The sequence below is a fragment of the Streptomyces sp. NPDC013317 genome, from assembly GCF_055563155.1.
In genome coordinates, this window is the sequence record NZ_JBVHDX010000012.1 from 112,906 (window position 1) to 139,652 (window position 26,747).

Genomic DNA, 26,747 nt, shown 5'->3' on the forward strand with positions numbered 1-26,747 from the left:
GGTTGTTGCATTGATGGCCGAACAAGCCGACCACAGCCGGTGGTGGTGAACCACGCTCTGCAGTCCGAAGCGGTCACGACGGCGCTCAACCCGACACGGCGCATCGTGGCGCTGGTGACACTGGGCAGATGAGAAGAGCTGGCAGCGACCGACCCGTCCACCCCAAGGAACGCACATGAGCCTCTCTGGGGGTACTTGGGGCGTGTGGCGCGCCGCCTGACCACATCCTGACCACACTCGTGGCCCGCAGCGGGCAGGAGTCCTGGCGTAGACCCGACGGCTGGTGACCGACAGGGACCGGTCGTGCCACCTCCGCTGGCTATCGCCTTCCCAGACAGCAAGGTCCGTCGACCAGGGCGAGGGTCTGGGTGACGTCGTTGACGTTTGGCCGCGGTGGTGATGACCTTGGGTGGGATGCCGCCGCCATCGGTGATTAGGTGGTGTTTGCTGCCGGTCTTGCGGCGGTCGACCGGCGACGGGCCCGTCGCGGTACCCCCTTTTTCGCGGGCACGTGGGAGGCGTCCACGCACGCGCGGCTCCAGTCCAGCTCGCCGGCCGCGTTCAGCTCCGACAGTAGTATCCGGTGCAGCTTGTCGAAGACCCCGGTTGCCCGCCATCGCTCCAGGTGCCGCCAGCAGGTCTGGCCGGAGCCGAAGCTCAGCTCCAATGGCAGCTGCTGCCACGGGATCACCCTGCAGGCACAGCCAGTCGGGGACTGGTTTGGGTCCAGGGGAGTGCTCAGGCCAGGGCGGCAGGATGGGCTCGATCATCGCCCACAACTCGTCGTCCACGACCCACGGCTTGACGCTCACGCCCTCACGAGCAGGTCAATCGTCATACCGGTTACGGCTGACCTGCACCCGCCCGCAAGATCGTGGTACGAGCTCATAGGGCCTCCATGCCGCCCTGGCGCCAGGCACGACGCCAGCGTTCCACCGACCGCACACTCACCCGCAGATCCTTCGCGATCATCGCCGTCTTCTCGCCCGCCGCGAACCTCTGCCCGGCCTGAAACCGGATCCCTCACGAAACGCCTCACGCTCAGCGGTCAGGTCCCCCGCCCTCTGGATACCTCACCCCACCGGCATACCGCAGGGATCAACAACCGTCACCACCCGACAACAACCCGAAAACCTCAGTAGCTCCACCTGTCTGGATGCTTCTTCTTGTGATCCTCCAGCGACCCAATGAGAAGGCTGTAGCGAACATTAGCTGTGAGCAGGCGGCCCGCAGAACCGGCAAGCGGAGAGTGAAGGATTATGCTGTGCCAATATTCCGTTTCCCTCTCTGCTATGGCCCTGAGGTTCTCAGCCGTGGCCGGGCGCTTCAGCATATCGCGAATGTCATCATAGTGATCTCCGATATGATCCGAGAACAAATTCCCCGCGAAGCCGTACAGCATTTCAACACGGTCCGCCATGATCTCTGCGCAGGTAACATAGCCAGAATTTTCTTCTCGGACACTCCGCAGGACCTGTACAGCCTTGGCGCGCTGGCCCCTCTCATCCTCAAATTCGTCCGCGATGTACTTTTGCAGAGTGTGCAGGAAGTTCTTATCAGCAAGATAATCCTTCGCGGCAAACACCGTATTACCGTCCGTGGTCCGGTCATAATTGTCGTCCGACTCGGAATTCCAGTCGTAGCCTCCCCTGGAACCCACCCCACCCCCGCCTCCCCCGGAGCCCACTCCCGCCCCGCCTTCCTGCGCGAATTCACTGCCGTCACCATAGAAGGAAGTCTCCTTCTCCTCCTTCTCCTCCTTCTCCTCCTTCTCCTCCTTCTCCTCCTTCTCCTCCTTCTCCTCCTTCTCCTCCTTCTCCTCGGGTTCAGAAAGAGAATAAACCCACCCAGCAATCATCTCTTCCAGGTACTCATCAAGCGCCTTTGCATTACCTTCGGTCGCAATCGATGAACCCTTGCTCCACACATCGGGCAGCTTCGTTTTCAGGGCATCAGTGCGACTGGTACCGTTGTACACATAACCCCCATTTTGTGCACGGCTATAGTATTGCAGGATGACGCTGTACTGAATCGCCCTCTGCGCCCGAATCCATTTCGCAAATATGGCCTTGAACTCACTCTTGGAGTAGACCCGACGCGGTGTCCCCATGATGCAATCCTTTGATCAGTGTTTCGTTACAAGATTATCCTTGCAGAGCTTCCTCCGCCGCCCTAGCCAGGTCCTCCCCGTCCCACGCTCCGGGCTCTTGCAGGGTCTCCTCAAGTGCCTCTATGAGAGACTGGCGCAGCGCATAAACGAGTTCGGCTGACGCGTTCGACCTTTCCTCTTCCGTCAATCGACTGTCACCCATTTTCTCTGCCATCATCAGATAGGCGCCCCAAATCTCAGACTCTATCTGATTCCACATTTCGTCGAGCTGACCCCCATCCTTGACAAACTCCTCGACAGCGGGGGCGAAATCGAGTTCAAACGTTGGCTCCACGAGTTTCGCAAAGAGAACCTTGAGCTCTGCCGCCTTCTCTTCGTCACTCAAGCCGTCCGCGTTGTAGATTTCAACTACGCTTTCTTTATCTTCGGGCTCGAATGAGGGAAAATCGCCCTCATGCCCTCTGAGGAGCTTTCCAACTTTGTCATCTTCGCTAGCCAGACGAATTAGAACTTCCTGAAAGTTCAACATGATGGTCCCGTGATGTGTGTCCGTTCGGTAGCGGCGCGTCCCACCAGTCGTTTCTCGGAGGAAGTCTGGACCGCAGACGGCACGCCTTAGGCTCCAAATTTTCCACGCGCATTGGGAGTTCGACATGCCCGATTGGACAGCGAAAGGAGCAAATTGTTTGTCTCGGTCCTGCCCTTGACATCGGCAGTGCCCCATGCCACCTTCTGCCACCCCGGCTCTGTCTCAAAGGGTTCCCGAGGTGCTTTGGTTCCCGCTCAAGTCAGGGCGCCTCCCAGGCCCAGGAGCCTGTCAAGTCCTACGCGCCCGAGCCCAGGGCCACCACGTCATGTCCAGACCACTGACCCGGACGCGTAGAGACGGTCACCTCGCGAGCTCGTGCACGGTGTGAGGTGAGAGGCCCAGCCCTTGATCGCGGATCATGATCGGATGGTGGTGAACGCACTCGTGCAATGATCACCGGCAACTGGCGGGATCATGGGTAACGGCTCCCGCTCGACGTCGTATTGCAGCAACGGCCAACGCGGAACGCCACCTGCGGCAGTTGTTCCCACGGGGACCGGAATGAGCAAGCTTCACCTTCACCCGCTGCACCAAAAGGGTGGTGGTGGACCTGGGGCAACCCCTACACCCTGCCCGCCGCCAGGGGCGCCTACCCGGTCTCCCGTCGGCTCGACAAAGCCGCCGGCGTGGCGGCCATGGCCAGGGTCATGTGGCGATGCCAGCCGGGGTAGCGGCGGACCTGGTAGTCGTCCAGGCCGCATTCCTGCTTCGCGGACTGGAAGCATTCCTCGACGGCCCATCGGCTGCCGGCGACGCGAATCAACTGGTCGAGGGTGGTGCCGTCTGGGCAATAGGCAATGTAGTAGGAGATCCCCTCGGGTCGGCTGACACTGCGGCGGGCGATCACCCAATGCCGCCGGTCTTCCCGGTGCCAGGGCCTGACCTCGACTCTCGCCCAGTCGAAGACCCGTGGGCCGTGAGAGCCGTTGCCGCAGGACCGGCGCTTCCACTTCTGCCTGGGCAGGTCGTGGAACAGGTCGTGATCCGGACGGTCGATGGCCCAGCGGGTGACGACGGTGTCGTGCCGGGTGGTGGCCATGAGGTGGAAGACATCGGCCTGCTCGAGCTCGGTCCGCCAGCTTTTCGAGTAGCCGTAGCCGGTGTCCGTGGTACCCACCCGAAGGGGATCTTCTCCTCGATCGCCCGGCGGACCATCGCCCTGGCAATCGCGACCTTCGTCTCGAAGACGCCCCCGTCGTCGATGCCGGCCCGACGGCACCGGTCACGATCGTCGGTCCATGAGGCGGGCAGATACAGGCGCCGGTCGATCAGCGTGCAGCCACGGGCACCGGCATAGGCCAGGAAGACCCCGGCAGTTCTCCGTCCGGGCCGCGGTTCCGGAATATTGCCGCTGAATACCGGCCGACCGGACCCCCTTCTTCAGGAATCCGGTGTCGTCGACGATCAACACCGCGTCCCGGTCACCGAGATGCTCGACGACATACCCACTCACGTCGTCGAGGACTTCTTCCGCGTCCCACGCCACCGCCGTCAGCCGGGCTGGAAGAAGGTGTTCGACAAGCCGCTTCCCAACAGCGAACCGCAGCTGCGGGAGCTGTTCGAGAAACTGCAGGCCAAGCACGGGAAAGTGCTGGTGGTAGTCGATCAGCCGGCTTCCATCGGGGCCCTTCCACTGGCGGTTGCCCGCGATGCGGGTTGCCAAGTGGCCTACTTACCCGGCCTGACGATGCGGCGGATCGCTGATTTGTATCCCGGCGAGACCAAGACCGACGCCCGGGACGCGTTCATCGATCCGCAAGGCAGGAAGGCGACGTCTGGTCACGCTGATACGGCCGAAGGCGCCCCGCATGGCCGAGCGGCTGGTCGACGACATCTTCACCGCACTCGACGAGCAGACCGTCGTCGTCCCCGGAACCGACGCCGCCTCGCTGATCGTCCCCAGTCTCGCCGGCTCACTCCAGGCCGTCCTTCAGCCAGAGAAAACTCCTCGCCGCCCGGATCGAGGAACTCCTGGACGCCCACCCTCTTTCCCAGGTCCTGATCTCCATGCCCGGCATCGGGATCAGGACCGCCGCCCGCATCCTCATCGACGTCGGCAGCAGCTTCGCCACCGCAGGCCACCTCGCCGCCTACGCCGGCCTGGCGCCCGTGACCCGGAACTCCGGCTCATCCATCCGTGGAGAACACCCCTCAAAACGCGGCAACAACTGAAGCGGGCTTTCTACCTCGCCACGTTCGCCTCGCTGCCTCAGCCTGAATCACGCGCCTACTGCGACCGCAAACGCCGCGAGGGAAAACACCACGTCGTCGCCCTCATCGCGCTCGCCCGACGCCGCATTGACCTCCTGTTCGCCATGCTCCGAGACGGCGCCTTCTACCAACCGCCCACACCCACTACGGCTTAACGAAAGGACATAGAGGCACCTTTTCGGGCCCCGGCAGCATGCTGATGGGCCCGGACGGTGGTCGAGTCGACGGAGACGATCGTCCAGCCCACCTGCCCGACCGCGTCGGAATGCTGCTGGACATGGGCCAGGAGGCGGTCCCAGGTTCCGTCGGCGGAGCAGTGCCGGAAGCGTTCGTAGACCGTCTTCCACGGCCAGGCCACGCCAGGCGCACCCGTGGACAGCTTCCACAAGATCCCGTTCACGACCTGGCGCCGGTCCCGCACAGGTCTGCCCATGCGGGACCGGCGCCAGCAACGGAGCGATCATTGCCCACGACTCATCCGTAAGCTCATGCCGTCGCACCATGAACGGAGCAACGAGCGATCCACTTTACGGACACGACCTAGTACTCCAGTAGCGGATCGTGTCCTGAGCTGGTTCTTCTGAGGTAGTGGCTGTGTTGGGCGTTGGCTTGGCGTCGGCGGCGCCAGTGGGACCAGTTCAGTGCGTGATCTCGAGGGTCGCGCTGGGTTCTGGTCTGGGGCAGGAGATGTTCCAGGAGCCTTCGGATCTCTTCCACGGTGAGGGTGACGATGCTGGTGGGGTCGTTTCTGCTCCCTTTAGCGTCTCGTCGGCGGCCAGGCCGGCGAGGAAGGCGTGGGCGAGCATGGCCAGGGTGATGTGCCGGTACCAGCCGACTTAGCGGCGGACCTCGTACTCGTCCAGGCCGCACTCGTTCTTGGGGGCCTGGAAGCACTCCTCGATCGCCCACCGCATTCCGGCCGCCCTCGCGAGGCCGGCAACGGTGCAGGCCAGTGGCGCGTATGCGAAGTAGTAGGCGATCTCGTCCGGCCGGGCCAGGCTGCGGCGGGCCAACACCCAGCGGTTGTGCGTCGGGGTGTCCCCATCGAAGAAGCCGATCGCCGGCAACTTCGCGCTGGCCCAGTCGTAGACTCGCGGGCCTTTGGCACCGTCGCCGCAGGAGATCCTCTTCCAGGCGTCCTCCGGTGCCTGGGCGATCAGCTCGTCGATTCTCCAGAACCCCGCCAGGCCCTTGACCTGCTGAGACTTCGGAACCGCGACGACGTAGCCGACGCCGAGCTCTTCAAGTAGACGGCGGAACTTCCATTCCTGGCCGTAGGCCTCGTCCGCCGTCACCCACGCCGCGGGCAATCCAGCGGCCAGACAGCGGGTGACCATCGCCTCGGCGAGCTCGCCCTTCGTCGCGAACTGTCGCTCGTCGGGGATCTTCGCCGCCCGGCAGCGTTCCCGATCCGATGTCCAGGCCTTGGGTAGATACAACTCCCGGTCCACCAAAGCCCGTCCACGAGCTGTGGCATAGGCGGCGAACACTCGATCTGACAGTTGTCGATCTTCCCCGACGTGCCGGTGTACTGCCGGCCTACCCCCGCCGAGGTGGATCCCTTCTTGATGAATCCGGTGTCGTCGATGATCAGAACCCCGCCCGGACCAAGCCTTTCAGCGACGTAATCACGCACGTCGTCACGGACCGCGTCCGCGTCCCAGACACTCGAGTTCAACAGCCTCTGAAAGCCGTCCGGGGTCCTGTGACCTGCGTATTCAGCCAGCTGCCAGCCATTCTTCCTCGCCACCGGCGCCAGCAGTCCCCGCAGATAGTCCCGCATCCGCCACCGCAGATCCGCCCGGGCGAACCGGCCCGCCACCCGCGCGAACATCGACTCCAACTCCGCAGCCCAAGCCACACCATCCGTCATCCCCACCATGTCCGGACAACGAACCACACCAGCTCAGGACACGATCCGCTGCTGGAGTACTAGGAGGTCGCCGACTCCCGCTCGTTCTCGCGGGGCGCGACCGGCGCTCCGCCGGGGCGAGCCGATCACGCACGACATCCGTGCTCATGCTCCTTCATGAGCGCGCCACGACCGTCACCCGGAATTGAACCGGCCCCGGCGCCGCCCATAGCAAGCATGGTGTGCGTCCACGGGTCCCCTGGGCTGGCGCATCAGGGCAGGCACCACTACCAGTGAGACAGCGGCATACCGGTGCGATGTGGTGGGATGAAGATGCGACGGCGGTGATGGCCTTCTCCTCGCTCAAGCATCGGTGTAGGCGAAGCGGGAAGAGTCATCGCGTGCGGAGTGCAGGTATGTGCATCCGATCTGCCCGGTGCGTTTGGAGGCGCGCCTCATTGTAGGACCTGCTCAGCAGGTGCGGGGGGGCATCGTCGCTGGTTCCTTCGGTGAGGGGAGGGTGCACCAGGTCGTGGCGCCGTCGTCGCTGGTGCCCCATGAGCAGGCAAGGGCGTCAACGAGGAGAAGTCCGCGGCCGCTCTCGTCGTCGGGCTTGGCGTACCGTAGCTCCGGGCGACGAGGGGATCCGTCGTTCACCTCGATCACGCACTCGCTGCCGCGGAGGTAGGCGCGGACCAGGACGTCCGGTCCGGCGGCGTGGCGAAGGGCGTTGGTCAGCAGCTCCGTGAGGAGCAGCTCGGCAGTCTCGACCAGGTCCCCGCAGCCCCACTGGATGAGGTGGGTGCGAAGAGCTGGGCGGAGTCGCTGCGGCCAAGAGGCGTCACCGTCGGCAATACGGCCTGGGACCGATTCATGACGCTTGATGCACGTCGCGAACGCGGCACTCAGCGCTCGATCCTGATGTCTGCTTGCCATGGCGACCATGCTGGTCCTCCGGGTCAGTGAAGGGTGTGCGCGGTGTGGGAGGGGCGAGGGATCTGGATCCCCTGCTCGCTGTGCCGACTCAAGGGATACCCCTCTTCGCCGGGCCATCGGCCTTTGTCTCGCCCTCGCCGATCAACTCCAGATGACCGCGCAATCTCGCGGTCGGTCTGTGCGGTGCCGGGGTGGGCTGGCGGCCGACAGGGCATCGGGCCAGTCGTTGGACCCCGACAGCAGCGCCGCTGTCTCGTCTATCGCCGCAGTGTCCGCGGGCTGTCCGATCAGCGGCAGGTGGCCGGCCGGCATCGGGTTGAGACGCTCACCATGCTCTTCGGTGACTTCAGCGAAGCAGCCCACAGGATCGAAGCGGATCGTCATTGCGTTTACGTGCCCTGAGGCCGATTCGTACCGTTTGTCATCTCGATGTCTTTCTCGGAGTCGGGCGTTGGCCACCTTCCTGTGTTCATGGCCGGGTCGATCGTCCTCCGATCATGGGCCGGGCGCTGTTCGTGTGCGGCCCTTGGCGTTGACACAGTTGCCTACCATGGCCGGGTCCGGGACTGGAGATTGTCCAGCCACGGACCCGGGCACGGCATGGGCTCGGTCCTGCCCGGGGGGAGGTGGCAAGAGGACCTGCGCCCGACTTCGTGGTTTCCGGAGCCTCCCTAACAAGGGCGGAACCACGAAGTGTTCCTGATGCCAGCCTGCCGCTCGTCATTCACCCACGATGCGGCATACCGTGTCAGCTGTTGTCACGCAGTCCCAAGGACCTTGCCGAGCTGCGTGCTGGGCGGCGCGGTGGGGAACTGTCCCCCAGCGCCGCACTGCTCCTTTTCGCCGACGGTCATGGGCCGTCCGTTGAGGACGAAGCCGCGCCTCTGCAGGATCTCTGCGTCTGGGGTATTCGGCTTCGTAAGGTCACCGGTGATCTTCTCGGGGAACTGGAACTGGCCGCCCCGCATCCGGTAGGGGTTGGTGCTGAGTTCAGCGGGAACATCCACCGTGAGGATTCCGCGTGCGGTACCGTGATCGACTGCGTAGTCGATCCAGTTCACCCACCCCGGGCTCGTGTTGATGCCATAGGTGTGGGTCTGTGAGCTCATGGATCCCCAGGACCAGTTGAACGACTGTGCGACTCCGAACGTGAGGGAGACGTCGGTGCCGACACCGAAGGGGGCGACCTTGACGGCGACGGACAGCGACGTACTGACGGTCGTCCCGGTGCTGAATGACGCCGTGCGCGTGTTGGTGAAGGACACTGACGTCGTACCGCTCACCCCAGGACAGGAGTAGACATACTCGCTGACGCGTCTCTTGTAGTTGAGGTCAACGCTTTCCCGGTTGGTCTCGTAGAATGAGACGATCCGGCACTGTCTCTCCCCGGTTCCGATTCCCACCTTTCGGCAGTAGTCCATCGCTTGCGCGTTGGTGTTTACCCCGTTGGGGCGCCACGAGAGGATCATCGCTTCGGTCGGCGTGTAGTCGTACGCAGACGCCGGTGAAGCGGCGAGCAGGAAGGCGGAGCCTGCGGCCGTACCTACAGCGAGAAGGCGGCGCAGTGAAATCTTGTTCATGGAACTCCTAACTACGAGTAGCGGAGTGGCCAGTAGCCATGAAGCATTTCTGTTCCGGCAGTGATCCGTGCATGTGCCGTAGCGAAGGCCGGTGTACATTTGCAGCACTCAGCTAATCTAGTCCGCCATCCCAATTCCGACCGGCAATGAATGGTCAGTCAGGGAACTCAGCGGTCAAGACGTGCACCGTAGGTCCTGGGTGTGTATCGAGTAGCTGCGGGTCTTGTCCGTCACTGCGGCCACGATGCGACTTTCATGATAAGCGTGGCGGACATCATCATTGCCACGCCCGTCGAAGAAGCCGAACATTACCGGGCCGAGGCACAGTGCGAACCAGATAACGGTAGGGATCTCCCTGTGAGCCCGCGAAAGCATCGACGAAGAGTCTCTCGTCTTTGCAAGCGTGCGCAGGATTGGCCTCGATCCACGAATTCAGGCCGACCCCGGTCACCTGGGCAACGGCGGCGGTCAATGCTGGCTCCTTGCTGTAGCCGGTATGAAGCGGTATCACGGCTGACGCGACCCGGTTCGACACGCCCACTGTATGGGCGGCTGAGCAACCATCGTCAGCGGCGGATCCGTCGAATGCTTTACTGTTCCCGCCATGAACGTGTCCATCTTGGTTACTGACGGTCTATTTGATTCCGGCCTGGCAACGGTTCTCGACGTGCTGCAGATGGCCAACGAGCTGAGAACCGAGCTGCCCCATCCTCCTCCGCGCTGGGAACTGACCCTGGTCAGCGGCCGGGGCGCCGTGCGCAGCGCCTGCGGTCACCTGGTCGAAGCCGTCTCCCCTGACAGCGTCCCTGCGCCCAGTCTCCTCGTCGTGCCTGGAGCCGGCCCCAAGATGGCCGACGCGCTGGTCGACTGGGTGGCTGCGCCAGAACGCGCGCCCGAACGCGAGATACTCCGTCAGGCCGGGGCCCGCGGCATACCGCTCGCCGCGGCCTGCACAAGTACTTTCCTCCTCGCTGAGGCGGGAGTCCTCGACGGGCTGAGCGCAACCACCAGCTGGTGGCTGGCTCCCGCCTTCAGGCAGAGATACCCCCAGGTCACCCTGGACGAGAGCCGCATGCTCTCCCACGCCGGAAACGTGACCACTGCCGGTGCCGCGATGGCCCACCTCGACCTCGCTCTGGCATTCGTGCGGCACGCCAGCCCGGCACTCGCCGAGCTCACAGCTCGATACTTGGTCGTTGACGACCGGCCCAGCCAGGCTGGATACGCCATCCCCAGCCACCTTGCCCGCACCGACCCCACTGTCAGCGCCTTCGAGCACTGGGTACGAAGCCACCTCAGTCAGCCGTCGCCTGTCGCTGAGGCCGCGAAAGCCGTCGGTGTGAGCGAGCGGACGCTGCAGCGGGCCGTGCACAAAGCGGTCGGGGTCTCGCCGCTGCGATTCGCCCAGGCCATACGGCTCGAACAGGCCATCCACCTGCTCCGCACCAGCGACCTTTCCACCGAAGCCGTCGCTCGCCGGGTCGGATACGAGAACGCATCCACCCTCGCCACGCTGCTCCGCCAACAGCTCAACACCACTCCCGGGCGACTGCGCCGATCAGGAAGCGACGGACATTGAAAGACGCAAGGTGACCGTCAAACGGGAAGGTTTCGCACCAGCATCTGTGTAACTCCCTGATGACCGCTGTGTGCTGCGCGGCGCCTCCTGGACAGGACCAGCAGCGCTGGTGGACCCCCCGCCGCAGCTCTGTGCCGGGGCCTTCCTTCACCACGACCGGTCCGCTGACGCGGAGAGCACCGACCGCCGTCCGTCGGCGCCACCCCTACTGGTATCAGCACGTCACAGTGATCATCTCACTGAGACCTTCCTGAGCCCGTCTTCCTGAAGTGTCCGCAGCACAGTCACAACTCTGGCGGCACTACGGTCCCCCACCGTTGCGGAGCCAAGAAGGGGATGAGCTGCTTCCCTCTCTGATCCTTAAGAGAGTCCTCTTCGATGTACGCGAAGGGGAGGCCGCCTCTGCAGGCCGGACGCAGACTCGGGGTCCAGCGCCCGGCCCTGCACAAATCGCCCGCTCCGACAGGGGCGCCTGACGCGCCATAAACCCTGCTCCTTGAATTGCCCTATAGGCCCATCCGAAGGATCCGAGACTTCGCTTCACTCGGAGAGGAACTGCACACCGGCCCGGACACATGACGAACGACGTGCGCCGGAATTTATGGGTGTCGCTGTAGCACATCGTTCTACAACAGCGACTCCCGGCAAATAAGGAGGAGCCCATGAGCGAATTCGATGACACCAGCAGCTCATCGGACTGGTCGGAGGAGTACGGGGAATACCCTGACATGACCACCAGCGGCCTTGAATACATTCAATACTTGCGGGACCTGGCCCTGACTCCCACCGACGCAATCGAGCAGGCGGTCAACAAGTACATCTATTTTGCGCTGGTTCGGGGTTCCAACGAGACAGACCTTTACCTTTGCGACTCCGTACCTGACTCCCCGGATTCTTCCAGCGGACTCAATTCCGTCATCATGGGAACTGTGCGTGTTATCACTGTCAGCACCGACACGACCGAGTCCAAGAAACTCGAAGTGTTCTGCACCGAGGCAGTGAATGACTCATCCGTCAAGGACTCCCTCCTGCAGGGTTTCTCTCAATGCTGGTCGGTACGTGAAGTCGACTACGTCTTCTCCATGGAAAGCATTCCGTGGCAGAACATGTACGGATCTTGGTGAGCTGGCCGGGACCGTTAGCCGGTCAGCATCGCCCCCGTGGGACAGCTGTCGCGGGGAAGGCAGCACTGTCAGTTGCGATCCCCTTGCGACGAACACCTTCGACAGGACCGCCGACGAGCAGCCACGGCCGGGCGGCTGGATGATGCCTGGTACGGACGCCAGCGGTTAGGCAGTCGTGTAAGAACCAGGCGCACCTCCCGTTGACGGGCATGGGCATCATGCCCGTCAGGTCCAGGGCGAGCAGGGCTATCTCCAGCCAGCAGGAGTGAGCCTCACCGGCATCAAGGGGCCCTGTTTTTGCCTCCCTGCCCTCCCTTTTGGGCATTCACATAATTGACTCATCAATGAGAATATATCGGTAATCTCAATCTGGAGGAGAAATGGCCACATTCGTAGTGGGACACGGAGCCTACTCAGACTCCACTCCGGACGCAAAAGTTCCCGAAGGGGTGACAATTCATTTTCACGCGGTGGAGGGAGAGGACGTCGACTACAGACTGTCGCTCCTCATTCTTGGTGAGGATGCCGCTCGAGGATCGGTTTGGCAGGCCGTCGGGCCGTGTTATGTGCGCAACTATGAAACCACTCCTGAATACACAGAAGAAGATGAACAGCTCACGAGGCACGCAGCACATGCGAGTGCGAATCTAATATTTGTTTCAGAATCTCGAAAGTTCTGCGAGGCGGACACTCCTGACGAGTGCCTCGACGAGAGCGGGAAGCACACCTGTAACGGAATTCTTGCCGATCCGGAGGTTATAGGAAGCGGGCAGTTCCACTACCTCCCCTGCCTCTCTGAACTGTCCGATTCGACGGCTCCGAACTCTTCGGCCTATGGTACCGATCATGATGAAACTGTTATCGCCGAGCTGGAAGAAGCGGTAGAAGAACTCTGGGAATCTGTCAATGACGACCCAGATGCCACTTGGCCGTATTTCCAGGCGCTGGATGACGCACTGCAAGCCGCCCTCATGAAAGATGAGCGGATAAACGCCTGGGTGTATGGAAGGGTGGGAGAGTGGGAAATTTCCGAAACCGGAGAGGAAGCCTTTTTCAATTCCTGGATTTCGTCCACGCCGGAGTACCGCAAGGCTTACTATGAGCCTGAGTTCATAACGGCTGCCAGCGAGACGGTTCGCGACGTAATATCGCGTAATCTACAAAGGTTGGCAGAGGAAGATGGAGACATCCCGGACGATGTAGCGGAATACATAAGCCAGCTCGACCTTGACTATTGAGCGTCTTCGTAGTGCCTGTGCTTCTCCACAGGTCGAGACGGTGGAATGGGTCTGGCCCCGGCGGACACGAGCCCGCCCAGCACACGCGGCGTGCTGGGCTGCGGGGCAGGCTGATGCGTTCTCCCGTTTCAGGTCGAGCAGGCGGAGCGCATGGTCGGTTCGTGACCGGTAGTGGCGGTCACGATGTTCGTCCTGCCCGGCTGGCGGCTAAGGCCCATGGCGATGCTACGGAGGGGTCCCCTCGCCCTGTCACGGATGCGTGGTGGAGCCTGCTCTCGCGTCAGGGCAGGTGTCGCGCCTGACGGCGGAGCTTCTTCTGGTTGCTGTGATGACCAGAATGCTTGAGTTCTAGCGGTCGTAGCAACGCCCCGCTGATGGGTGGCATGGAGTTCGAGGTCCGAGAGGACCGGACTAAGCCGCAGGGCCGGAAGCCGCTGTCCCGGGAACGGGGCGCATACTTCCGGCTCAGCAGCAGGGCTACAGCAACAAGGAAGCCTGCCGGACGGTACCGGCCGGGCAGGGGTGTCGGCGTACTCGCCTATGTGCAGAGCCGCGTACGGATGAACGTGCAGAGCAAAGAGTCCTGTGAAGCGCGAGCGTCGTGGTTCGAGATGATGGAGCGGTGTCTCTTCGCTATTTCAATCAGACCGGCTGGACCGCGATCTTCAACGGCACCGACACCGAGATCGGCCGCATGGTGCGTGTGGAGGGCTGGGACCAGGCGACCGGGACAGCCCTGGTCGTCGATCCCAAGCGTGGTGCCCTGCGTCCGGTGACGGACTACGAGGACTTCTCCCACCTGGAGCGAGCCGACCAGGTCGTGGCCGCAGTGCCTGGCGGAGGGTGGCGGGTGCACTGGAAGGACGAGGGCCCGGGTGGAACGCCGCTGACGGAACAGGTGCTGGCCTGGCTCATCACGTCGCAGGGGCGGGCGACAGCCATCACGGTCGATGCCCAGGGGCATGTCGAGGATGCCGATAGTGCCGACGCGTTCATCCCGCCGGACGAGGACCCGGTGTCCTGATCACAGCTGGTCAGGCCACGTCGTTCTCTCGCTCGATGGCCTGGAGGCGGTTCTTGAGTCGGTAGCTGGGGCCGTTGATGGAGATCACTTCGCAGTGGTGGAGGAGTCGGTCGAGGATCGCGGTGGCGAGGACCTCGTCGCCGAAGACCTGGCCCCACTCGCTGAAGGTCTTGTTCGAGGTCAGGATGATCGAGCCCTTCTCGTAGCGCTTGGAGATGACCTGAGAGACCAGGTTCGCCTCAGCTCGTTCGAGGGGCTGGTAGCCGACTTCGTCGACCACGAGAACGCCGGGCCGCAGGTAGGTTCCGAGCTTGTTCGTCAGACGGCCGGCAGCCTCGGCGGCCTTGAGGTTGCGGACCATGTCGTCGAGGCTGGTGAAGTAGATCGAGTAGCCGGCCCGGCAGGCCGCGACCGCCAGGGCGACGGCGATGTGTGTCTTGCCGACCCCCGGCGGCCCGAGCAGAGCGGCGTTCGCCTTGCCCTCGACGAACGAGAGAGTGGCGAGGTCCTTGACCTTCCGCGGGTCGAGCTCGGGCTGGAAGGAGAAGTCATACTCGTCGAGCGTCTTATGGTGCGGCAACTTCGAGAGCCGCAGGCCCTGGCGGAAACGGCGGTCATCGCGGACAGCCAGCTCCTCGGACAACACCAGGTCGAGGAAGTCGAGGTAGCCCATCTTCCCCTCGTCGGCCCGACGGGTGTACTCCCTGATGGTTTCCGCGAGGTGGGGCAGGCCGAGCTTGCCGGCCGTGTCGCGGATGCGGGTGGAGACCAGCTCGCTCAAGACGTTTCCCTCGCGCTCGGGTGGGTGGTGAAGGGGCGGGTTCCGGTCAGCTCGTCATAGACCGACAGCGGACGGCGACCGACCTCGATATGGGTGGCCGCAGCCCGGTTCAGCAGAGCCCGCCAAGGCCCTGATTCCTCGCCCCGAGGACGCTCACGACGGGGCTGCGGGAGAGCATCACCGGTGGTGGTCCGGCGTCCCTTGCCCGCGGGCAGGCCGTCCCAGTGGGCCTCTTCGACGACGCGGACCCCGCGGCCGATCGCCCGCGGGTGGGTCGCCAGCAACGTCTCGCCGCTTGAGTCGGCCATGGTGGAATGCAGCATGATCTGCGACTTCGTGGCCCGGATCTCCACCAGCTGCCGGGGGCGGACCCTGCGGGCCGGCACCGAGTAGAGGTTGCCGCCGAAGGCGACCAGGCAGTCCTTGCCGACCGGCCGCAGGTGCCGCTCAGCCACCAGATAAGGGGTCGGCGGAAGAGGCTTGAGAGCCACGTGATCACGGGCCGCCCGCTCACCGATGATCTGCTGGTGAGTCCTGTGGGCCTGAGCCCGCCGCTGCGGGACCCATGCGGCGAAGGCGGCGTCTATCTCCTCGACGGAGGAGAAGGACCGACCGGACAGGACGTGGTCGCGGACGATCAGAACCTGCCGCTCGACACGTCCCTTGCCCGTGGGCCGGTAGGCGGCCAGGACGTCGATGTCGAAGTCGTAGTGGCCGGCGAACCCGACCGCTTCCGGGTGCAGCGGAACCGCCTCACCTGGGGCGACGTGGCGTCGCACGACGGTCTTCGTGCGGTCGTAGACGATCGTCATCGGGACGCCGCCGAAGTGCGCGAACGCGCGGCGGTGGCAGTCGAAGAACGTCTGCAGATCCTGGCTCGTGGTGAAGCAGCAGAACGGGTCGCGCGAGTACGACAGCGTCATGTGGAAGGAGTAGACCTTCGGGATTCCCATGTGGGCGAGGATCTTGCCCTCGTCGCCCCAGTCCACCTGGGCCTGGGCGCCGGGGATCACCTCGAAACGGCGGTGCATGCTCGCCAGCTCATTCGGCGTGATGCCGAGCTCCTCGGCGATCCGGGGCCGGGCTTCCTGGACGTAGAGCTTGGTCCGCTGGTAGTTGCCGGTGAACTCGTACTCCGCCGCAAGCCGCTCGTGGATCACGGCGGCCTTCATCAGGATCTCCGCCCGCAGCATCGAGTCGACCAGCGGCGCGAACTCGTCGATCACCCTGGCCCGTGACCTGCCGTTCGGCGACCGGCGCGGAGGAGCGGCAGGTCCGTCGGCTGCCAGGTACTTGCTGACCGTCCGCCAGTTCAGGCCCGTCTCCTTGGCAACCTCGGTCAGGCTCATGGCTCCGGACTCAACCAGGCCACGAAAACGCCGTAGTTCCAGCCAACGCTGCGGATCCAGGACCACGGCCACTCCATCTCTGCGACCTCGACCAACAGGCAGCAGAGTGCCTAACCCTGAACCTCAGCACATCAGGAACTCTGCACGTTCATCCGTACGCGGCCATGCACGTTCACGTGTACGCCGACAAGGGGCCGCAGACCACTGCCACCGGGACACAGGCCGGCAGCAGAGGCCTGCGGCCCCTCCCGATACCTGCGCGAGGACGACGCATCCACATCGCCGACCGGCTGCGAGAGAAAGCCACCATCCGGCGGATCGCGGCCGAGCTGGGCCGAAGCCCTTCCACCGCCAGCCCCGAGATCCGCCGCAACCGGACCGGCTGCATGACTACCGCACCTGGTACTACCGGCCGCATGCCGCCCAGGGCCGTGCTGATGCGGCGCCGGTCCCCGCCCCAAGCCCTGCAAGATCGCCCTGAACCAGCAGTTACGCGACTTCATCCAGAAGCATCTGGGGCTGCGGTGGAGCCCGGAACAGATCCGCCACGCTTTGCGGGTCCAGTTCCTCGGCCGGCCGGAGATGCACGTGGCCACGAGACGATCTACCAGGCCCTCTACGTCCAGGGCCGCGGCGAGCTGCGGCGGGGAGTCGCACACGCCCTGCGATCTGGACGCGTCCGCCGCAAACCCCGGCGCCAGGTCCAGCAACGCCAGCCCCGCCTCTCCGCCCCCATGGTCATGATCATCGAACGGCCCGCGGAAGCGGCGGATCGGACATCCCCGGGCACTGGGAAGGCGGCCTCATCATCGGGAAGAACGGTGCCTCGGCCATCGGCATTCTGGTCGAACGCTGCACCCGCTACGTCATGCTCCTGCATCTGCGCGCCACCCTGGCCACCGACATCCCGGTCTACTTCTGCGGCCCCGCCAGGCTCGAACGAGAACGGAACGGACTGCAACGGCAGTACTTTCCCAAAGCCTTGATGCCCGGAACGGTGACGGTCTGCTCGTCCAGCGCGGCGAAGATCTCTTCGACCAGCCGCGCGGCCATCCTCGGAGCCTTCGGCCGCAGCAGGGTGACCAGCCGCCGCCGTCCGGCCTTGCGGATCTGGGCCGGGGACCCGAACCGCTCCAGCAGCGTCAGGACGGCCGGGCGCTGCAATCGAGGCCCCAACACCCGTTCCAGCGACGGGTGGATCTGGCTCAGCAGGCCGTGGAGCCGGTTGGCGACGCGGGTCGCTTCGCCAACCACGTCGTCGTCGAAGCCGACGGTCATCTCCAGCTCGGCGATCGTCTCGTCCTCGCCGTCGATCGCCCGCAGCGTGTGAGGCATCGCGCAGGCCGCCTCCGCGATGATGAACGCGTCCCTCGCGTCCGTTCTCGCCTCGCCCGGGCAGAGGTCGGCGCCGCATCGTCAGCCCCGGCAGGTAGGCAACCGGGCAGCCCATGCCCCGTGCGACCGCCAAAGGTAAGGCCCCGATCGAGGCCGGCTGATCGACCACGACCAGCACGGTTCCGTGCTTGGCCTGGCATCGCGAAGAGCTCGCGGAGCTTGGGGCGTGGGGAGGCCCAGTCCGTGGCCGCAGTTCGAGGGTGGGCTTCACGGCAAGCCGGGCGATGCTGACCAGCGTGGTGGCTCCGCCGAAGCACAGGACGGGCAAGGGAGCCCAGCCGGTGGCGCCAATCCCCTCACCTGCCGAGGCCGGGTACTGCCCGGGGCGTACTTTTGATCATCGGGGGGCCACAATTCGCCTACTCTAGCCCGGACAAACCAGCCATCGCCAAACGAACCCACTAGATCGCCTCTTTTGGCGAGTGAGAACGCATCAGATCTCCACTCCGGAGGAGTGGAGACCCAACCAGAGCGCCGATCATTTGCGTTAGTCCGGCTCAGGAGCACGCTTCACCTTCCGTTTCGGGAAGGCCTTGCTTACAACTTCAGCTACCTTTTCGTACACTTCGTCGTCGGCCGCCTTCACTTCGAAGTAATCACCATTGAGGCCGAACTTGTATTTTCTAGTGATGGTCCCCACGCTTATATTTCCCTTCCTTTCCACGCTCTTGAGGCGCCCGGAGATATCACTGATAAAGCGCTGAATGAAGGTGTAGCATTCGACATCTACATGACTGACGGGACAAACGTACAGGGTGCCGCCGAGAGTAACGAAGGACAGCTCCGCACCTTTCGCTTGCATTTCCTTTACGGACCCCTGGTTCTTCGCAGTCCAGTCGCCAGGAGAGAGTCGGAACACAGGAACTCCGTTGCGTGCCGAATAGCTGGTACGGCTGGCATCTGCGCGATAAATCAAGTCCCAGGATTCTTTGAGTACCCCATGAAGGGGGCGCGTGTGGTTGATGCGCATTGTTTCGATGCTGCCATCCGGAGATTTGATCTCGAACATGGATTCCGTGACTGGAGCAGGCGGCTTCCGGACGGCGGAAGGGCCTGCGTTTGAGCGCGGGGCCGACGAGACCGGTTTAGATTTGTTTTCCTGCTCTGCGACTTTCGGCGTGATGCTTTGTCCCGGCCTGGCTGGCTGGAGGGTCGCGTTGGCCTTGGTCTTGTAGTACCCCGCTTGCTTCCGGAATACCTCCAGCTGTTTGGAGGCCTCAGTTAGTTCAGCTGGCACTTCCGGGGCACCGTAGCGAGACAAAGCCTTGCTCGCGTTTTTGAGCCTCGTGATCGAGTCCATCAAGTCGCTATGTGCGCCGTTCTCTGTGACCTTTGTGGCGAGCTGATCTGCCGCGTTGCGGAGCTTTTTCGCCAAGATTTCGTTGGGATTGTCCACGTAAGCCTGGTATGCGTGCGCCGCATTGGTCGCGGATGTTGTGAGGGCCGCTTTGAGTGTGGCCCACTTACCTGCCAGAGCCTGGCCTTCTGCTCTCGCTGCAGCTGGAACCTCCAAGGCCCCGTCTTTCGCAGTCTTTGCCATGAGGGAGAGCGTCTTGGCAGCTTGCCCACTGTACCGTCGGTGGAGTTCACCGGCCATCCTGCGGGCATCTGGGATGGGTGGCATTGTGGTTTGACGAAATGTTTCCGCTTCCGCGCTGAGCTTCATGGCCCTGTCTGCAATTTTCGTGAAAGACTCCGCTGACCGCTTGGCTTCGTTCAGTGCACGCAAGTACGCGACTGCAGTATCGACGAACGGGCCGGCAGAACCTTTTCTGAATTCCGTGCGCGCACTCTCTACAGATTTCCACTTCTGCATATAATCCTGCGTGGCATGGCTCCAGTCCATTTCACAGGTTTTGCAGTCCTGACGGACCCGGTCCGCCCGCATGAGTTCGTCGCGGAGTTCCATCATTTCCTGCTTGTACTGGTCCATGTTGCTGTACACCAGCACGATCCCGTATTTGTTCTTCAGGACTCTGGCGACCTGGGCCGGGTCGGGAACCTTCTCAGCAGAGCTGTTCAAGTCAGAGTAGGGTGGCGTACTCATCGCATTCATCCTTCATGCGGCAGGAAACTGGACTGTCCGTGATATACCATCGGGTATCAGCTCGTCCATGACGCCGAGAGGGTCCGGAGAATGGCCTCGACGGCTTCGGCGGGTGTGTGAGTCTCGAAGAATTCCTCGGCATATTCCGACGCCGGCTGGGGTGACTCCCCGTCATAGCCGTTGTCGAGAATACTGCTGGCGTCCTGACCTGCCACGATCTGGTCGGCTTCATCCTGGGACATCCAGTCGGACTTATTCGTGGTAAAGCTATACAAACCTGATTGGGGGTCCTGCATGTAGAACATCTCGCGGCTGGAGTCCCACAGAAGGTCAGGGTGAATGTCATCAGTCGGCCACACTCCCGCCTGCTCCCAGTTCTTCGGCGTACGCCAGTCTCCAGGTGCCTCCGGGAACTGAAACTCCCAGACGCGCCAATCTTCCGCGCCTGGAGTCTCGAGCGGGGGCCGAGCTTGCCATCCGCGGAACTTGTCTCCCCAGTCTTTCCAATCCAGCACATCCACAGTAAGGGAAAGCTGGAAGAAGGACGGCCATTTGTCCGTCTCGCTATAGTCCACTACGTCAAGGAGCAGATCACCCAGCAGGTAGCCGTTCTCCTGAATGTACGAGAGAAAGTCTCTCCAGATCTGCTCATTGTCGGTCGGATCCGTCATGAATGACAGGTTCACCCACACATGGTCACGACCCAGAGCAGTGAGGAGTTCGGCGTACTCCGATTTATCCTTCAGCATAATCAAGACACCTGACTGGAGATGTGGGCGGATAGCCCAGGATGGCGTCTCTCTCGAGCCGAAGGGCGGCACTTAAGGCAAGGACGGGGACCGCTGTCGATTCCCTCAGAGGCAGACCTGTCAACCCGTACCGACCTGTCTGCCTTGTGGCGGCGCCGGGGTCTCTGGAGCAAGTGAGCCTGTCAGCACCTCCGCTTCGGGTGCGGATGGCTGCAGCGGCGGACGGCATCCGGTGCACTGCGCCGGGCCCCGGAGAAGATCCGCCACGACACTTAGCCGCGCGCCTCCTCAACCGCGCTTCCGGGAGTGGTCGGCCCGGCACTTCCGACCGGTTGCGCTCGGCGTTTTCGAACAAGACGTGGTCGGGACCGGGCTCACCAGCACGTGCAGATGCCGAGGCCGCCGGCGAGCTGTGCGGAGGTGTACCACCTACGCAGATGCACCAGGTCTCGAGGCCCACTGTTAGGCAGCAGCCTGCCGCGCTACTCCCCCTCGGGGGCGACGAACAGTAACCGACTCGGCCCGGGCATGAGACGGATCGATACGGCAGTTCGCCGCCGCGCCGGCCCGGCGTGGTCTGTGCCGAGCAGGACGCCAAGCCGGACAGTACGGACGCTATCGGTGCAGTCGACCCCCGCCGTTCCGACTGCTCTACTCCAGGACGCCGGGTGTGGCCTCCTCCCGCGAGAGCTGCTGGCACAGTGCTGGCGGCATACCCTCAAGCCGATTCGAGCCCGGAGTCAAGGGTCCCCACAGGTCCGCACCACCGTCAAGATCAGCCATGGCACCTGACGTGCAGGCGAATCGTCACGGGTCGCCCAGCGCTTTGCCCGAGTCTTTGTTTCCTCGAGGTCCCGGGTGACCTGGCCCGATGAAGCGGTCACCGTGTTGAGCAGCTCGATCCCGTCCCTCGATGGGTGAGATGCCGACGGCGCGCATTTAGGGACGCCCAGGGCAAGCCCTAGGGGGATCCCCTAGGGACAGTCGACCGATTTGCGAGCAATGATTCAATTAGTTCTCAGCCGGGCAGCGCCTCAAAAATCCCGGCCAAGGTGCCACAGGCCAGTCCACGAGGCGCTTCCCGGGACCGCTTCTCATCCCTGAGGTCGCCATGTCCACGTCCTATATTGCCAAGCCCGTCGGTAAGAAGCTCATCGGCCGCTACTGCGTCAGCGGTGGCCATCCAGGGCGCCAGTCCAACCTCATCCTGCGGGCCGTGGCCATGCACTTCCGTGGGAACGTCGAGAAGGCGCAGGAATATCTGATCGACGCGCACCCGGCGGGGTGGTACCGATTGGGCCAGGACTTCCGCCTCCCCGCCGGCTTCAAGGGCGACGGCTTCCGTTACCGCGGCAACCAGTGTTACTGCCACGGCATGCAGCCTCAGCACAAGGAGTGGGCGCTGGACCCAGTGGAGGCGAAAGAGGTCGGCGCAGAATGGGCCTACATATTGCATCCCAACAAGCTCCAGGTCCTGACACCAGTCCGTGACGGCTGGCTGGAAGTGCGGTCATTTCGCTGGCCGAGGATTCCCTGCCAGCTGCAGCGCGTCATCTGACGCAGCCAGAAGCCGCGTTGTTTGCGGGAGCGTGCAGGTAGGCAACCTGATCCCACACCACGTCTCGGCCACGAGCAGCTTCCACGCCGAGCGGAATGCAACTGACGGCCAGCCCGTCCCCGCCTAATGGCCCGCTGCCTGGGCGCCTACAGCTGGTGCGTATGCACGGCACTGGAGATCCAGATGGAGCAAACCCCCGTGAGCGCCGCCACACGTGTGGTGATCCGCCCATACAGGCCTGACGATCTATCTCCGCTGCTAGCGCTGCTGAACCGGACCCTGCTGCCGGGTGATCGTGCTCTGCACGTCGAATCGAACGAGCAGCCACCGTCTCCACCTCAGTCAGCCGTCCATGTGGCCGTGGACACGAACGGAACGGTGCAGGGCGGGGTGTGCCTTTCCGTCCGGCCCTGCGACGGCGCAGGGTTGATCCACTGGCTCTGCGCGGAAGACTCGGCTGTGCCCCGGGCGCTGCTTGCTCACGCCCGCCGTATTCTGGGCGAGCGCTGTGTGTATGCGTTTCCCTATCCCGGGCTGTCAGCGCCAGCCGGGGTGCCGGGCGTAACCGTGCGGCGCCAGGCCGTCGTCGTCGACGCGCTCCTGGCCGCGTACTTCGTCCCGCATACCTCCCAGCGCTACCTGCTCGTGGACGGTCTGGACAGCCTCCGTGACGACCTCGAGTCCGTGCCACTCCCCGACCGTGAACTTCCTGTGGCAGTTATTCCTCTCCGCGGTGGGAGTGGTTGGCGGGTGCGCATCAGCTCAGGCAGAAAGGCCTTGGCCGATGCGGTGCTGCTCGCGCCGGTGGACGGCACGGCGTTGCTCTGGCACCTGCACGTCTGTCCCGACCGGCGACGATTGGGGCTTGGCGGCCGCTTGCTGCATCAGTGCCTCGCACTGGCTGAGGACACGGGTGCACAGCGCGTGGTTGCCTACATCGACCCCGGCAACAGTGCTGCCCTTCGCCTCCTGACTGCTTACTGCTTCCGTGTAGTCGATACTTTGACTGTTTTCCGGCGCGAGCTCCGCTAACTCGGCCTCCCACACCTTGCCGGCGCAGGGCGCCTCCCGGCCCCAGGCTGCAGACCCGTCGATGGCAAATAGCCACTCGGTCCCTGCGCTGGTCCTCGCCTTCGGCCTGTCGAGAAGTCGCCGGACGGCCGCGATCTCAATCGTTGGATTTCGGAGGGCGGGCAGTCAGCAGAAGTACAAACGCACGTCGGGTGCGCTGAGGTGCTGCCGGCGCCTAAGGGAGTAGCCTCCAACCAGCGCCATCGCCCTCGGGTGTTCCTTCCTTCCCGACCTAGGCACCGCATCGGGGATGTCAAGACCCAAATCGGAGAGCCCCGCGAGCTCAACGAGGACAGGAAATACCGGTGCCCACCCGCGACGACGGACCGACAGCCCGACCCGTGTACCCCGCTACGCAACCGCGGCTCTCCTCGCGTCGGCAACCCCGCCTCCACGCCGATGGCTACCGACAGCGAGCACCAACCACGACGTGGTTCGCCTGCCCCTGTTGCGGCCGCCACCCATCCGCGTGTACGCCGCAGGGACGGTCGGTGACGTGGCGTGCTCGGGCGTGGGCTGGCCCGGCCCATACCTGCGTGGTCAGGCCGGGTCGGCGTGGCAACTACGGGCTGTTGGCGCTTGATCGGAGGAGCGTGCACCGTCGGGGAGCCGGAGCCCGGCTCTGTCAGCTGGCCGGCCAGTGCGCGGGACAGCGTCGCGCATGGTGCGTCAGGTGAACTCGGCCAGATAGTCGCCGTAGCTGCCGCTGGCAGCCAACCGCAGTGCCGTGTCGATGAGTGGGACGTGGCTGAATGCCTGCGGGAAGTTTCCCACTTGTCGCTTCAGCTGCGGATCCCACTCCTCGGCCAGCAGCCCGAGGTCGTTGCGTAGGGCGAGTACTTTGTCGAAGAGCCGACGCGCCTCGTCGACTCGGCCGATCATCAGCAAGCCGTCGGCCATCCAGAAGGAGCAGGCGAGGAAGGCTCCCTCGTCGCCCTTAAGTCCGTCGACCCCGGCCACGTTTCCGGCCGTGGGGTAGCGGAGGATGAAGCCGTCCGGTGTCGATAGCTCGCGCTGGACCGCCTCGATCGTGCCGATCAGACGGCGGTCGGTCGGGGGCAGGAAGCCCGCATGGGCAATGAGCAGAAGTGAGGCGTCCAGTTCCTTCGAACCGTAGTACTGGGTAAAGGTGTTGCGCTTTGGGTCGTAGCCTTTGTCACAGACATCTTTGTGAATCTCTTGACGCAGCTGCCGCCATCGGTTCAGGGGGCCGTCGGCATCTCCCGCTTCGATCAGTTTGATCGTGCGGTCGACGGCTGCCCAGGTCATGACCTTGGAGTGCACGAAGTGGCGTCGCGGCCCGCGGATCTCCCAGATGCCCTCGTCGGGTTCCATCCAGTGCTTCTCCAGGTGGCGGATCAGCGTGACCTGGAGGCGAGCGGCGCTGGCATCGCGGGCCAGACCGGTCATCCGGGCGAGATGGAGGGTCTCGGCGACCTCCCCATAGACGTCGAGCTGCAGCTGGCGGCTGGCGCCGTTGCCGATCCGTACCGGTTGGGAGCTCTCGTAGCCGGGCAGCCAGTCGAGTTCCGTCTCGCCTAGTTCCCGTTCCCCAGCGATGCCGTACATGATCTGCAGGTTCTCCGGGTCGCCGGCGACGGCGCGCAGCAGCCAGGCACGCCAAGCGCTTGCCTCTTCGCGGTAGCCGGTGCCCAGGAGTGAGGACAGCGTGATGGCGGCGTCCCGGAGCCAGGTGAAGCGGTAGTCCCAGTTGCGCACTCCGCCGATCTCCTCGGGCAGGGAGGTAGTCAGGGCTGCGATGATCCCGCCTGTGGGCGCGTAGGTGAGAGCCTTGAGAGTGATCAGCGAGCGGACGACGGCATCCCCGTATGGGCCGTGGTACGTGCAGCGGCCGGCCCATGTGCGCCAGTAGTCGGCCGTGGCCGCTAGTACTGCTTCGGCCTCGGGTGGGGCCGGGGGCTTCAGGTGGGAGGGCTGCCAGCTCAGGGCAAAGGAAATCCGCTGGCCCGCAGTTACGGTGAAGTCGGCGTAGGTGGTCAGCTCCTTGCCGTAGGTGTCAGTGTCGGCATCCAGCCAGAGGGAGTCCGGGCCTGCGACGGCGACCGTGCGTCCGTCGTGCTTGTGCACCCAGGGAACGACGCGGCCGTAGCTGAAGCGCGTCCGCAGGGCTGACCTCACCGGCACTCGGCCGCGGACGCCTTCGACAACCCGGATCAGCTGCGGGGGGCTGCCCTGTCGCGGGGGCATGAAGTCGATCACTCGGATCGTGCCACGCGATGTGTCCCACTCGGACTCGAGCACCAGCGTGTCGGGCAGGTACCTGCGGCGAACCGCCCGCGCCGGGGCTTCGTTGCGGGCATGTGCCGGACCCAGCCGCCAGAAGCCGTGCTTCTCGGTGCCCAGCAGGCGAGCGAAGACCGCAGGTGAGTCGAACCTGGGCAGGCACAGCCAGTCCACCGAGCCGTCCCGGCCGACCAGGGCTCCGGTCTGTGTATCCCCGATGAGGGCGTAGTCCTCGATGAGTGCCACAGCAGATCAAAACATGAGGGTCTCCTCTGCGGCACGCACAACGCCGATATGGCGAGCCGAACCGTCCCCGCGTAGGACGAAGGCCGGCGATCTGGCGCCCCCGGTCGTGCCTGGTGGCGTCCCTAGGCAGCACCGTGGCCAGGACTAGGGAGACACCCCGGTCCCCCGATCTGGGCGGCGGCGTTCACTGGAGTCAGACATAAGAGAACAGGGTTGAGGTCCCGGCAGGGAATGGGCGTCCGTGACAGGCAGACCCTGCACGCTGCGAGGCAACCGCTCACCCGGATACAAAGATCCGGCGGTACCCAGTCCGACGAGTAGACCCGATCAGCACAGCCCACCCCCGGGAATCTCTCCTCACTGCTCCGACCAGCGGCCTTCGAGCGACACTCGATGCACAGGCACTCCATCACGTGAGCCATGTCGCGTCGCGGAAGAGGCCCGGGCACGGAGCCGGGAGGACCGATCATGCAGACAGCCAAGCCCACGTCGACTCACAGGGCGAAGCTATCTCGCACCGCGCCGCACGGAGTACCGAGCAAAGGTTGATGCGGTTCCGCAGCACGTCTGGTCATTGCAATGCAATATGCACTGATAGGTCTCGTTTGTCGGCGATGGCGTAAAAGTGGACCAGTGGCGACGCTTGAAAAGTTGCCCCCCCCTTCAGGGTCTGGCTCGTTGAGTCAGGCCGGGAGCAGTGGTGATCAGCGTGGAGGACTGGGCGGAGATCCGCCGACTTCACCGGGCCGAGCAGATGCCGGTGCGGGCGATCGCGAGGAAGCTGGGAATCTCGAGGAATACCATCCGCAGAGCGGTCGCGGACGATGCTCCGCCGAAGTACCAGCGGGCGCCGAAGGGGTCGATCGTGGACGCGGTCGAACCACAGATCCGCGAACTGCTTGAGCAGTGGCCCGAGATGCCGGCGACGGTGATCGCCGAGCGGATCGGCTGGGACCGCGGGCTGACCGTGCTCAAGGACCGGGTCCGGGACTTGCGGTCGGCCTTTCGGCCTGCGGATCCGGCGGCGGACGGTCTATGAACCGGGCGAGATCGGCGAGTGTCAC

The 26,747-nt window shown here is 64.0% G+C and carries 18 protein-coding genes and 7 pseudogenes; 9 read left to right on the plus strand and 16 right to left on the minus strand.

Annotation, left to right across the window (positions count from 1 at the left end; genetic code table 11):
• Nucleotides 1–888: 888 nt before the first annotated feature.
• The 5 genes and pseudogenes from ACZ3IJ_RS27785 to ACZ3IJ_RS27805 all read right to left on the minus strand — a co-directional run.
• Nucleotides 889–1,077 (minus strand): annotated as a pseudogene (locus ACZ3IJ_RS27785) (helix-turn-helix domain-containing protein); the annotation flags it as partial.
• A gap of 58 nt (nt 1,078–1,135) precedes the next feature.
• Nucleotides 1,136–2,110, minus strand: coding sequence for a hypothetical protein (locus ACZ3IJ_RS27790; RefSeq protein ID WP_467472477.1), 975 nt, complete (start codon nt 2,108–2,110; stop codon nt 1,136–1,138).
• Nucleotides 2,111–2,144: 34 nt separating this feature from the next.
• The gene (locus ACZ3IJ_RS27795; RefSeq protein ID WP_467472479.1) at nt 2,145–2,639 is read right to left on the minus strand and encodes a hypothetical protein; all 495 of its coding nucleotides are present in this window, start codon (nt 2,637–2,639) and stop codon (nt 2,145–2,147) included.
• Nucleotides 2,640–3,288: 649 nt separating this feature from the next.
• Nucleotides 3,289–3,816: an IS701 family transposase gene (locus ACZ3IJ_RS27800; protein WP_467472480.1), complete on the minus strand. Its 528-nt coding sequence runs from the start codon at nt 3,814–3,816 to the stop codon at nt 3,289–3,291.
• A gap of 53 nt (nt 3,817–3,869) precedes the next feature.
• Nucleotides 3,870–4,185: pseudogene (locus ACZ3IJ_RS27805) on the minus strand (transposase); the annotation flags it as partial.
• Here ACZ3IJ_RS27805 and ACZ3IJ_RS27810 point away from each other — a divergent pair.
• Nucleotides 4,129–5,065: pseudogene (locus tag ACZ3IJ_RS27810) on the plus strand (IS110 family transposase). The pseudogenes ACZ3IJ_RS27805 and ACZ3IJ_RS27810 overlap by 57 nt on opposite strands.
• A 20-nt stretch (nt 5,066–5,085) precedes the next feature.
• Here the strand turns inward: ACZ3IJ_RS27810 and ACZ3IJ_RS27815 are convergent.
• The 5 genes and pseudogenes from ACZ3IJ_RS27815 to ACZ3IJ_RS27835 form a co-directional block, all read right to left on the minus strand.
• Nucleotides 5,086–5,413: pseudogene (locus tag ACZ3IJ_RS27815) on the minus strand (transposase); the annotation flags it as partial.
• 249 nt (nt 5,414–5,662) lie between these two features.
• A pseudogene (locus ACZ3IJ_RS27820) lies at nt 5,663–6,792 on the minus strand (IS701 family transposase); the annotation flags it as partial.
• A gap of 441 nt (nt 6,793–7,233) precedes the next feature.
• A complete protein-coding gene (locus tag ACZ3IJ_RS27825; RefSeq protein ID WP_467472482.1) occupies nt 7,234–7,698 on the minus strand; it encodes an ATP-binding protein in 465 nt (154 codons plus the stop codon).
• 141 nt (nt 7,699–7,839) lie between these two features.
• Nucleotides 7,840–8,082: a hypothetical protein gene (locus ACZ3IJ_RS27830; RefSeq protein ID WP_467472483.1), complete on the minus strand. Its 243-nt coding sequence runs from the start codon at nt 8,080–8,082 to the stop codon at nt 7,840–7,842.
• A gap of 374 nt (nt 8,083–8,456) precedes the next feature.
• Nucleotides 8,457–9,278, minus strand: a complete 822-nt coding sequence (locus tag ACZ3IJ_RS27835) for a hypothetical protein (RefSeq protein WP_467472484.1) — start codon at nt 9,276–9,278, stop codon at nt 8,457–8,459.
• Nucleotides 9,279–9,882: 604 nt separating this feature from the next.
• Here ACZ3IJ_RS27835 and ACZ3IJ_RS27840 point away from each other — a divergent pair.
• The 4 genes from ACZ3IJ_RS27840 to ACZ3IJ_RS27855 all read left to right on the plus strand — a co-directional run bounded on the left by ACZ3IJ_RS27840 (nt 9,883) and on the right by ACZ3IJ_RS27855 (nt 14,243).
• Nucleotides 9,883–10,857, plus strand: a complete 975-nt coding sequence (locus tag ACZ3IJ_RS27840) for a GlxA family transcriptional regulator (protein WP_467472485.1) — start codon at nt 9,883–9,885, stop codon at nt 10,855–10,857.
• 662 nt (nt 10,858–11,519) lie between these two features.
• A complete protein-coding gene (locus tag ACZ3IJ_RS27845) occupies nt 11,520–11,981 on the plus strand; it encodes a hypothetical protein (protein WP_467472486.1) in 462 nt (153 codons plus the stop codon).
• Between the two features lie 380 nt (nt 11,982–12,361).
• Nucleotides 12,362–13,219, plus strand: coding sequence for a putative adhesin (locus ACZ3IJ_RS27850; protein ID WP_467472488.1), 858 nt, complete (start codon nt 12,362–12,364; stop codon nt 13,217–13,219).
• Between the two features lie 622 nt (nt 13,220–13,841).
• On the plus strand, nt 13,842–14,243 hold the full coding sequence (locus ACZ3IJ_RS27855; RefSeq protein WP_467472489.1) for a hypothetical protein: 402 nt from the start codon (nt 13,842–13,844) through the stop codon (nt 14,241–14,243).
• A 10-nt stretch (nt 14,244–14,253) separates the two neighbouring features.
• Here the strand turns inward: ACZ3IJ_RS27855 and istB are convergent, their stop codons facing one another.
• Both istB and istA read right to left on the minus strand, forming a co-directional pair.
• Nucleotides 14,254–15,024, minus strand: coding sequence for an IS21-like element helper ATPase IstB (gene istB / locus ACZ3IJ_RS27860; protein ID WP_467472491.1), 771 nt, complete (start codon nt 15,022–15,024; stop codon nt 14,254–14,256).
• Complete coding sequence (gene istA, locus ACZ3IJ_RS27865) at nt 15,021–16,373, minus strand: IS21 family transposase (RefSeq protein WP_467472493.1); 1,353 nt, start codon at nt 16,371–16,373, stop codon at nt 15,021–15,023. The genes istB and istA overlap by 4 nt, the downstream gene beginning before the upstream one ends.
• Nucleotides 16,374–16,562: 189 nt before the next feature.
• Here istA and ACZ3IJ_RS27870 point away from each other — a divergent pair.
• A pseudogene (locus ACZ3IJ_RS27870) lies at nt 16,563–17,352 on the plus strand (IS30 family transposase); the annotation flags it as partial.
• On the opposite strand, the pseudogene ACZ3IJ_RS27875 reads toward ACZ3IJ_RS27870, so the two are convergent.
• From ACZ3IJ_RS27875 to ACZ3IJ_RS27885, 3 genes and pseudogenes are all read right to left on the minus strand, one after another.
• Nucleotides 17,352–18,046, minus strand: a pseudogene (locus ACZ3IJ_RS27875) (IS110 family transposase); the annotation flags it as partial. The pseudogenes ACZ3IJ_RS27870 and ACZ3IJ_RS27875 overlap by 1 nt on opposite strands.
• A gap of 209 nt (nt 18,047–18,255) precedes the next feature.
• Nucleotides 18,256–19,815 (minus strand): hypothetical protein, encoded by a 1,560-nt coding sequence (locus ACZ3IJ_RS27880; RefSeq protein ID WP_467472494.1) that lies wholly within the window; start codon nt 19,813–19,815, stop codon nt 18,256–18,258.
• Nucleotides 19,816–19,871: 56 nt separating this feature from the next.
• On the minus strand, nt 19,872–20,564 hold the full coding sequence (locus ACZ3IJ_RS27885; protein WP_467472496.1) for a hypothetical protein: 693 nt from the start codon (nt 20,562–20,564) through the stop codon (nt 19,872–19,874).
• A 1,111-nt stretch (nt 20,565–21,675) separates the two neighbouring features.
• On the opposite strand from ACZ3IJ_RS27885, the gene ACZ3IJ_RS27890 reads away from it, so the two are divergent.
• Together ACZ3IJ_RS27890 and ACZ3IJ_RS27895 are read left to right on the plus strand one after the other, a co-directional pair.
• On the plus strand, nt 21,676–22,122 hold the full coding sequence (locus tag ACZ3IJ_RS27890) for a hypothetical protein (RefSeq protein ID WP_467472497.1): 447 nt from the start codon (nt 21,676–21,678) through the stop codon (nt 22,120–22,122).
• Between the two features lie 198 nt (nt 22,123–22,320).
• Complete coding sequence (locus tag ACZ3IJ_RS27895) at nt 22,321–23,154, plus strand: GNAT family N-acetyltransferase (RefSeq protein WP_467472499.1); 834 nt, start codon at nt 22,321–22,323, stop codon at nt 23,152–23,154.
• Nucleotides 23,155–23,862: 708 nt separating this feature from the next.
• Here the strand turns inward: ACZ3IJ_RS27895 and ACZ3IJ_RS27900 are convergent.
• Nucleotides 23,863–25,683 (minus strand): glycoside hydrolase family 15 protein, encoded by a 1,821-nt coding sequence (locus ACZ3IJ_RS27900; RefSeq protein WP_467472501.1) that lies wholly within the window; start codon nt 25,681–25,683, stop codon nt 23,863–23,865.
• A gap of 709 nt (nt 25,684–26,392) precedes the next feature.
• Here ACZ3IJ_RS27900 and ACZ3IJ_RS27905 point away from each other — a divergent pair.
• Nucleotides 26,393–26,722: a helix-turn-helix domain-containing protein gene (locus ACZ3IJ_RS27905; protein WP_467472502.1), complete on the plus strand. Its 330-nt coding sequence runs from the start codon at nt 26,393–26,395 to the stop codon at nt 26,720–26,722.
• The last annotated feature ends 25 nt before the right edge of the window (nt 26,723–26,747 follow it).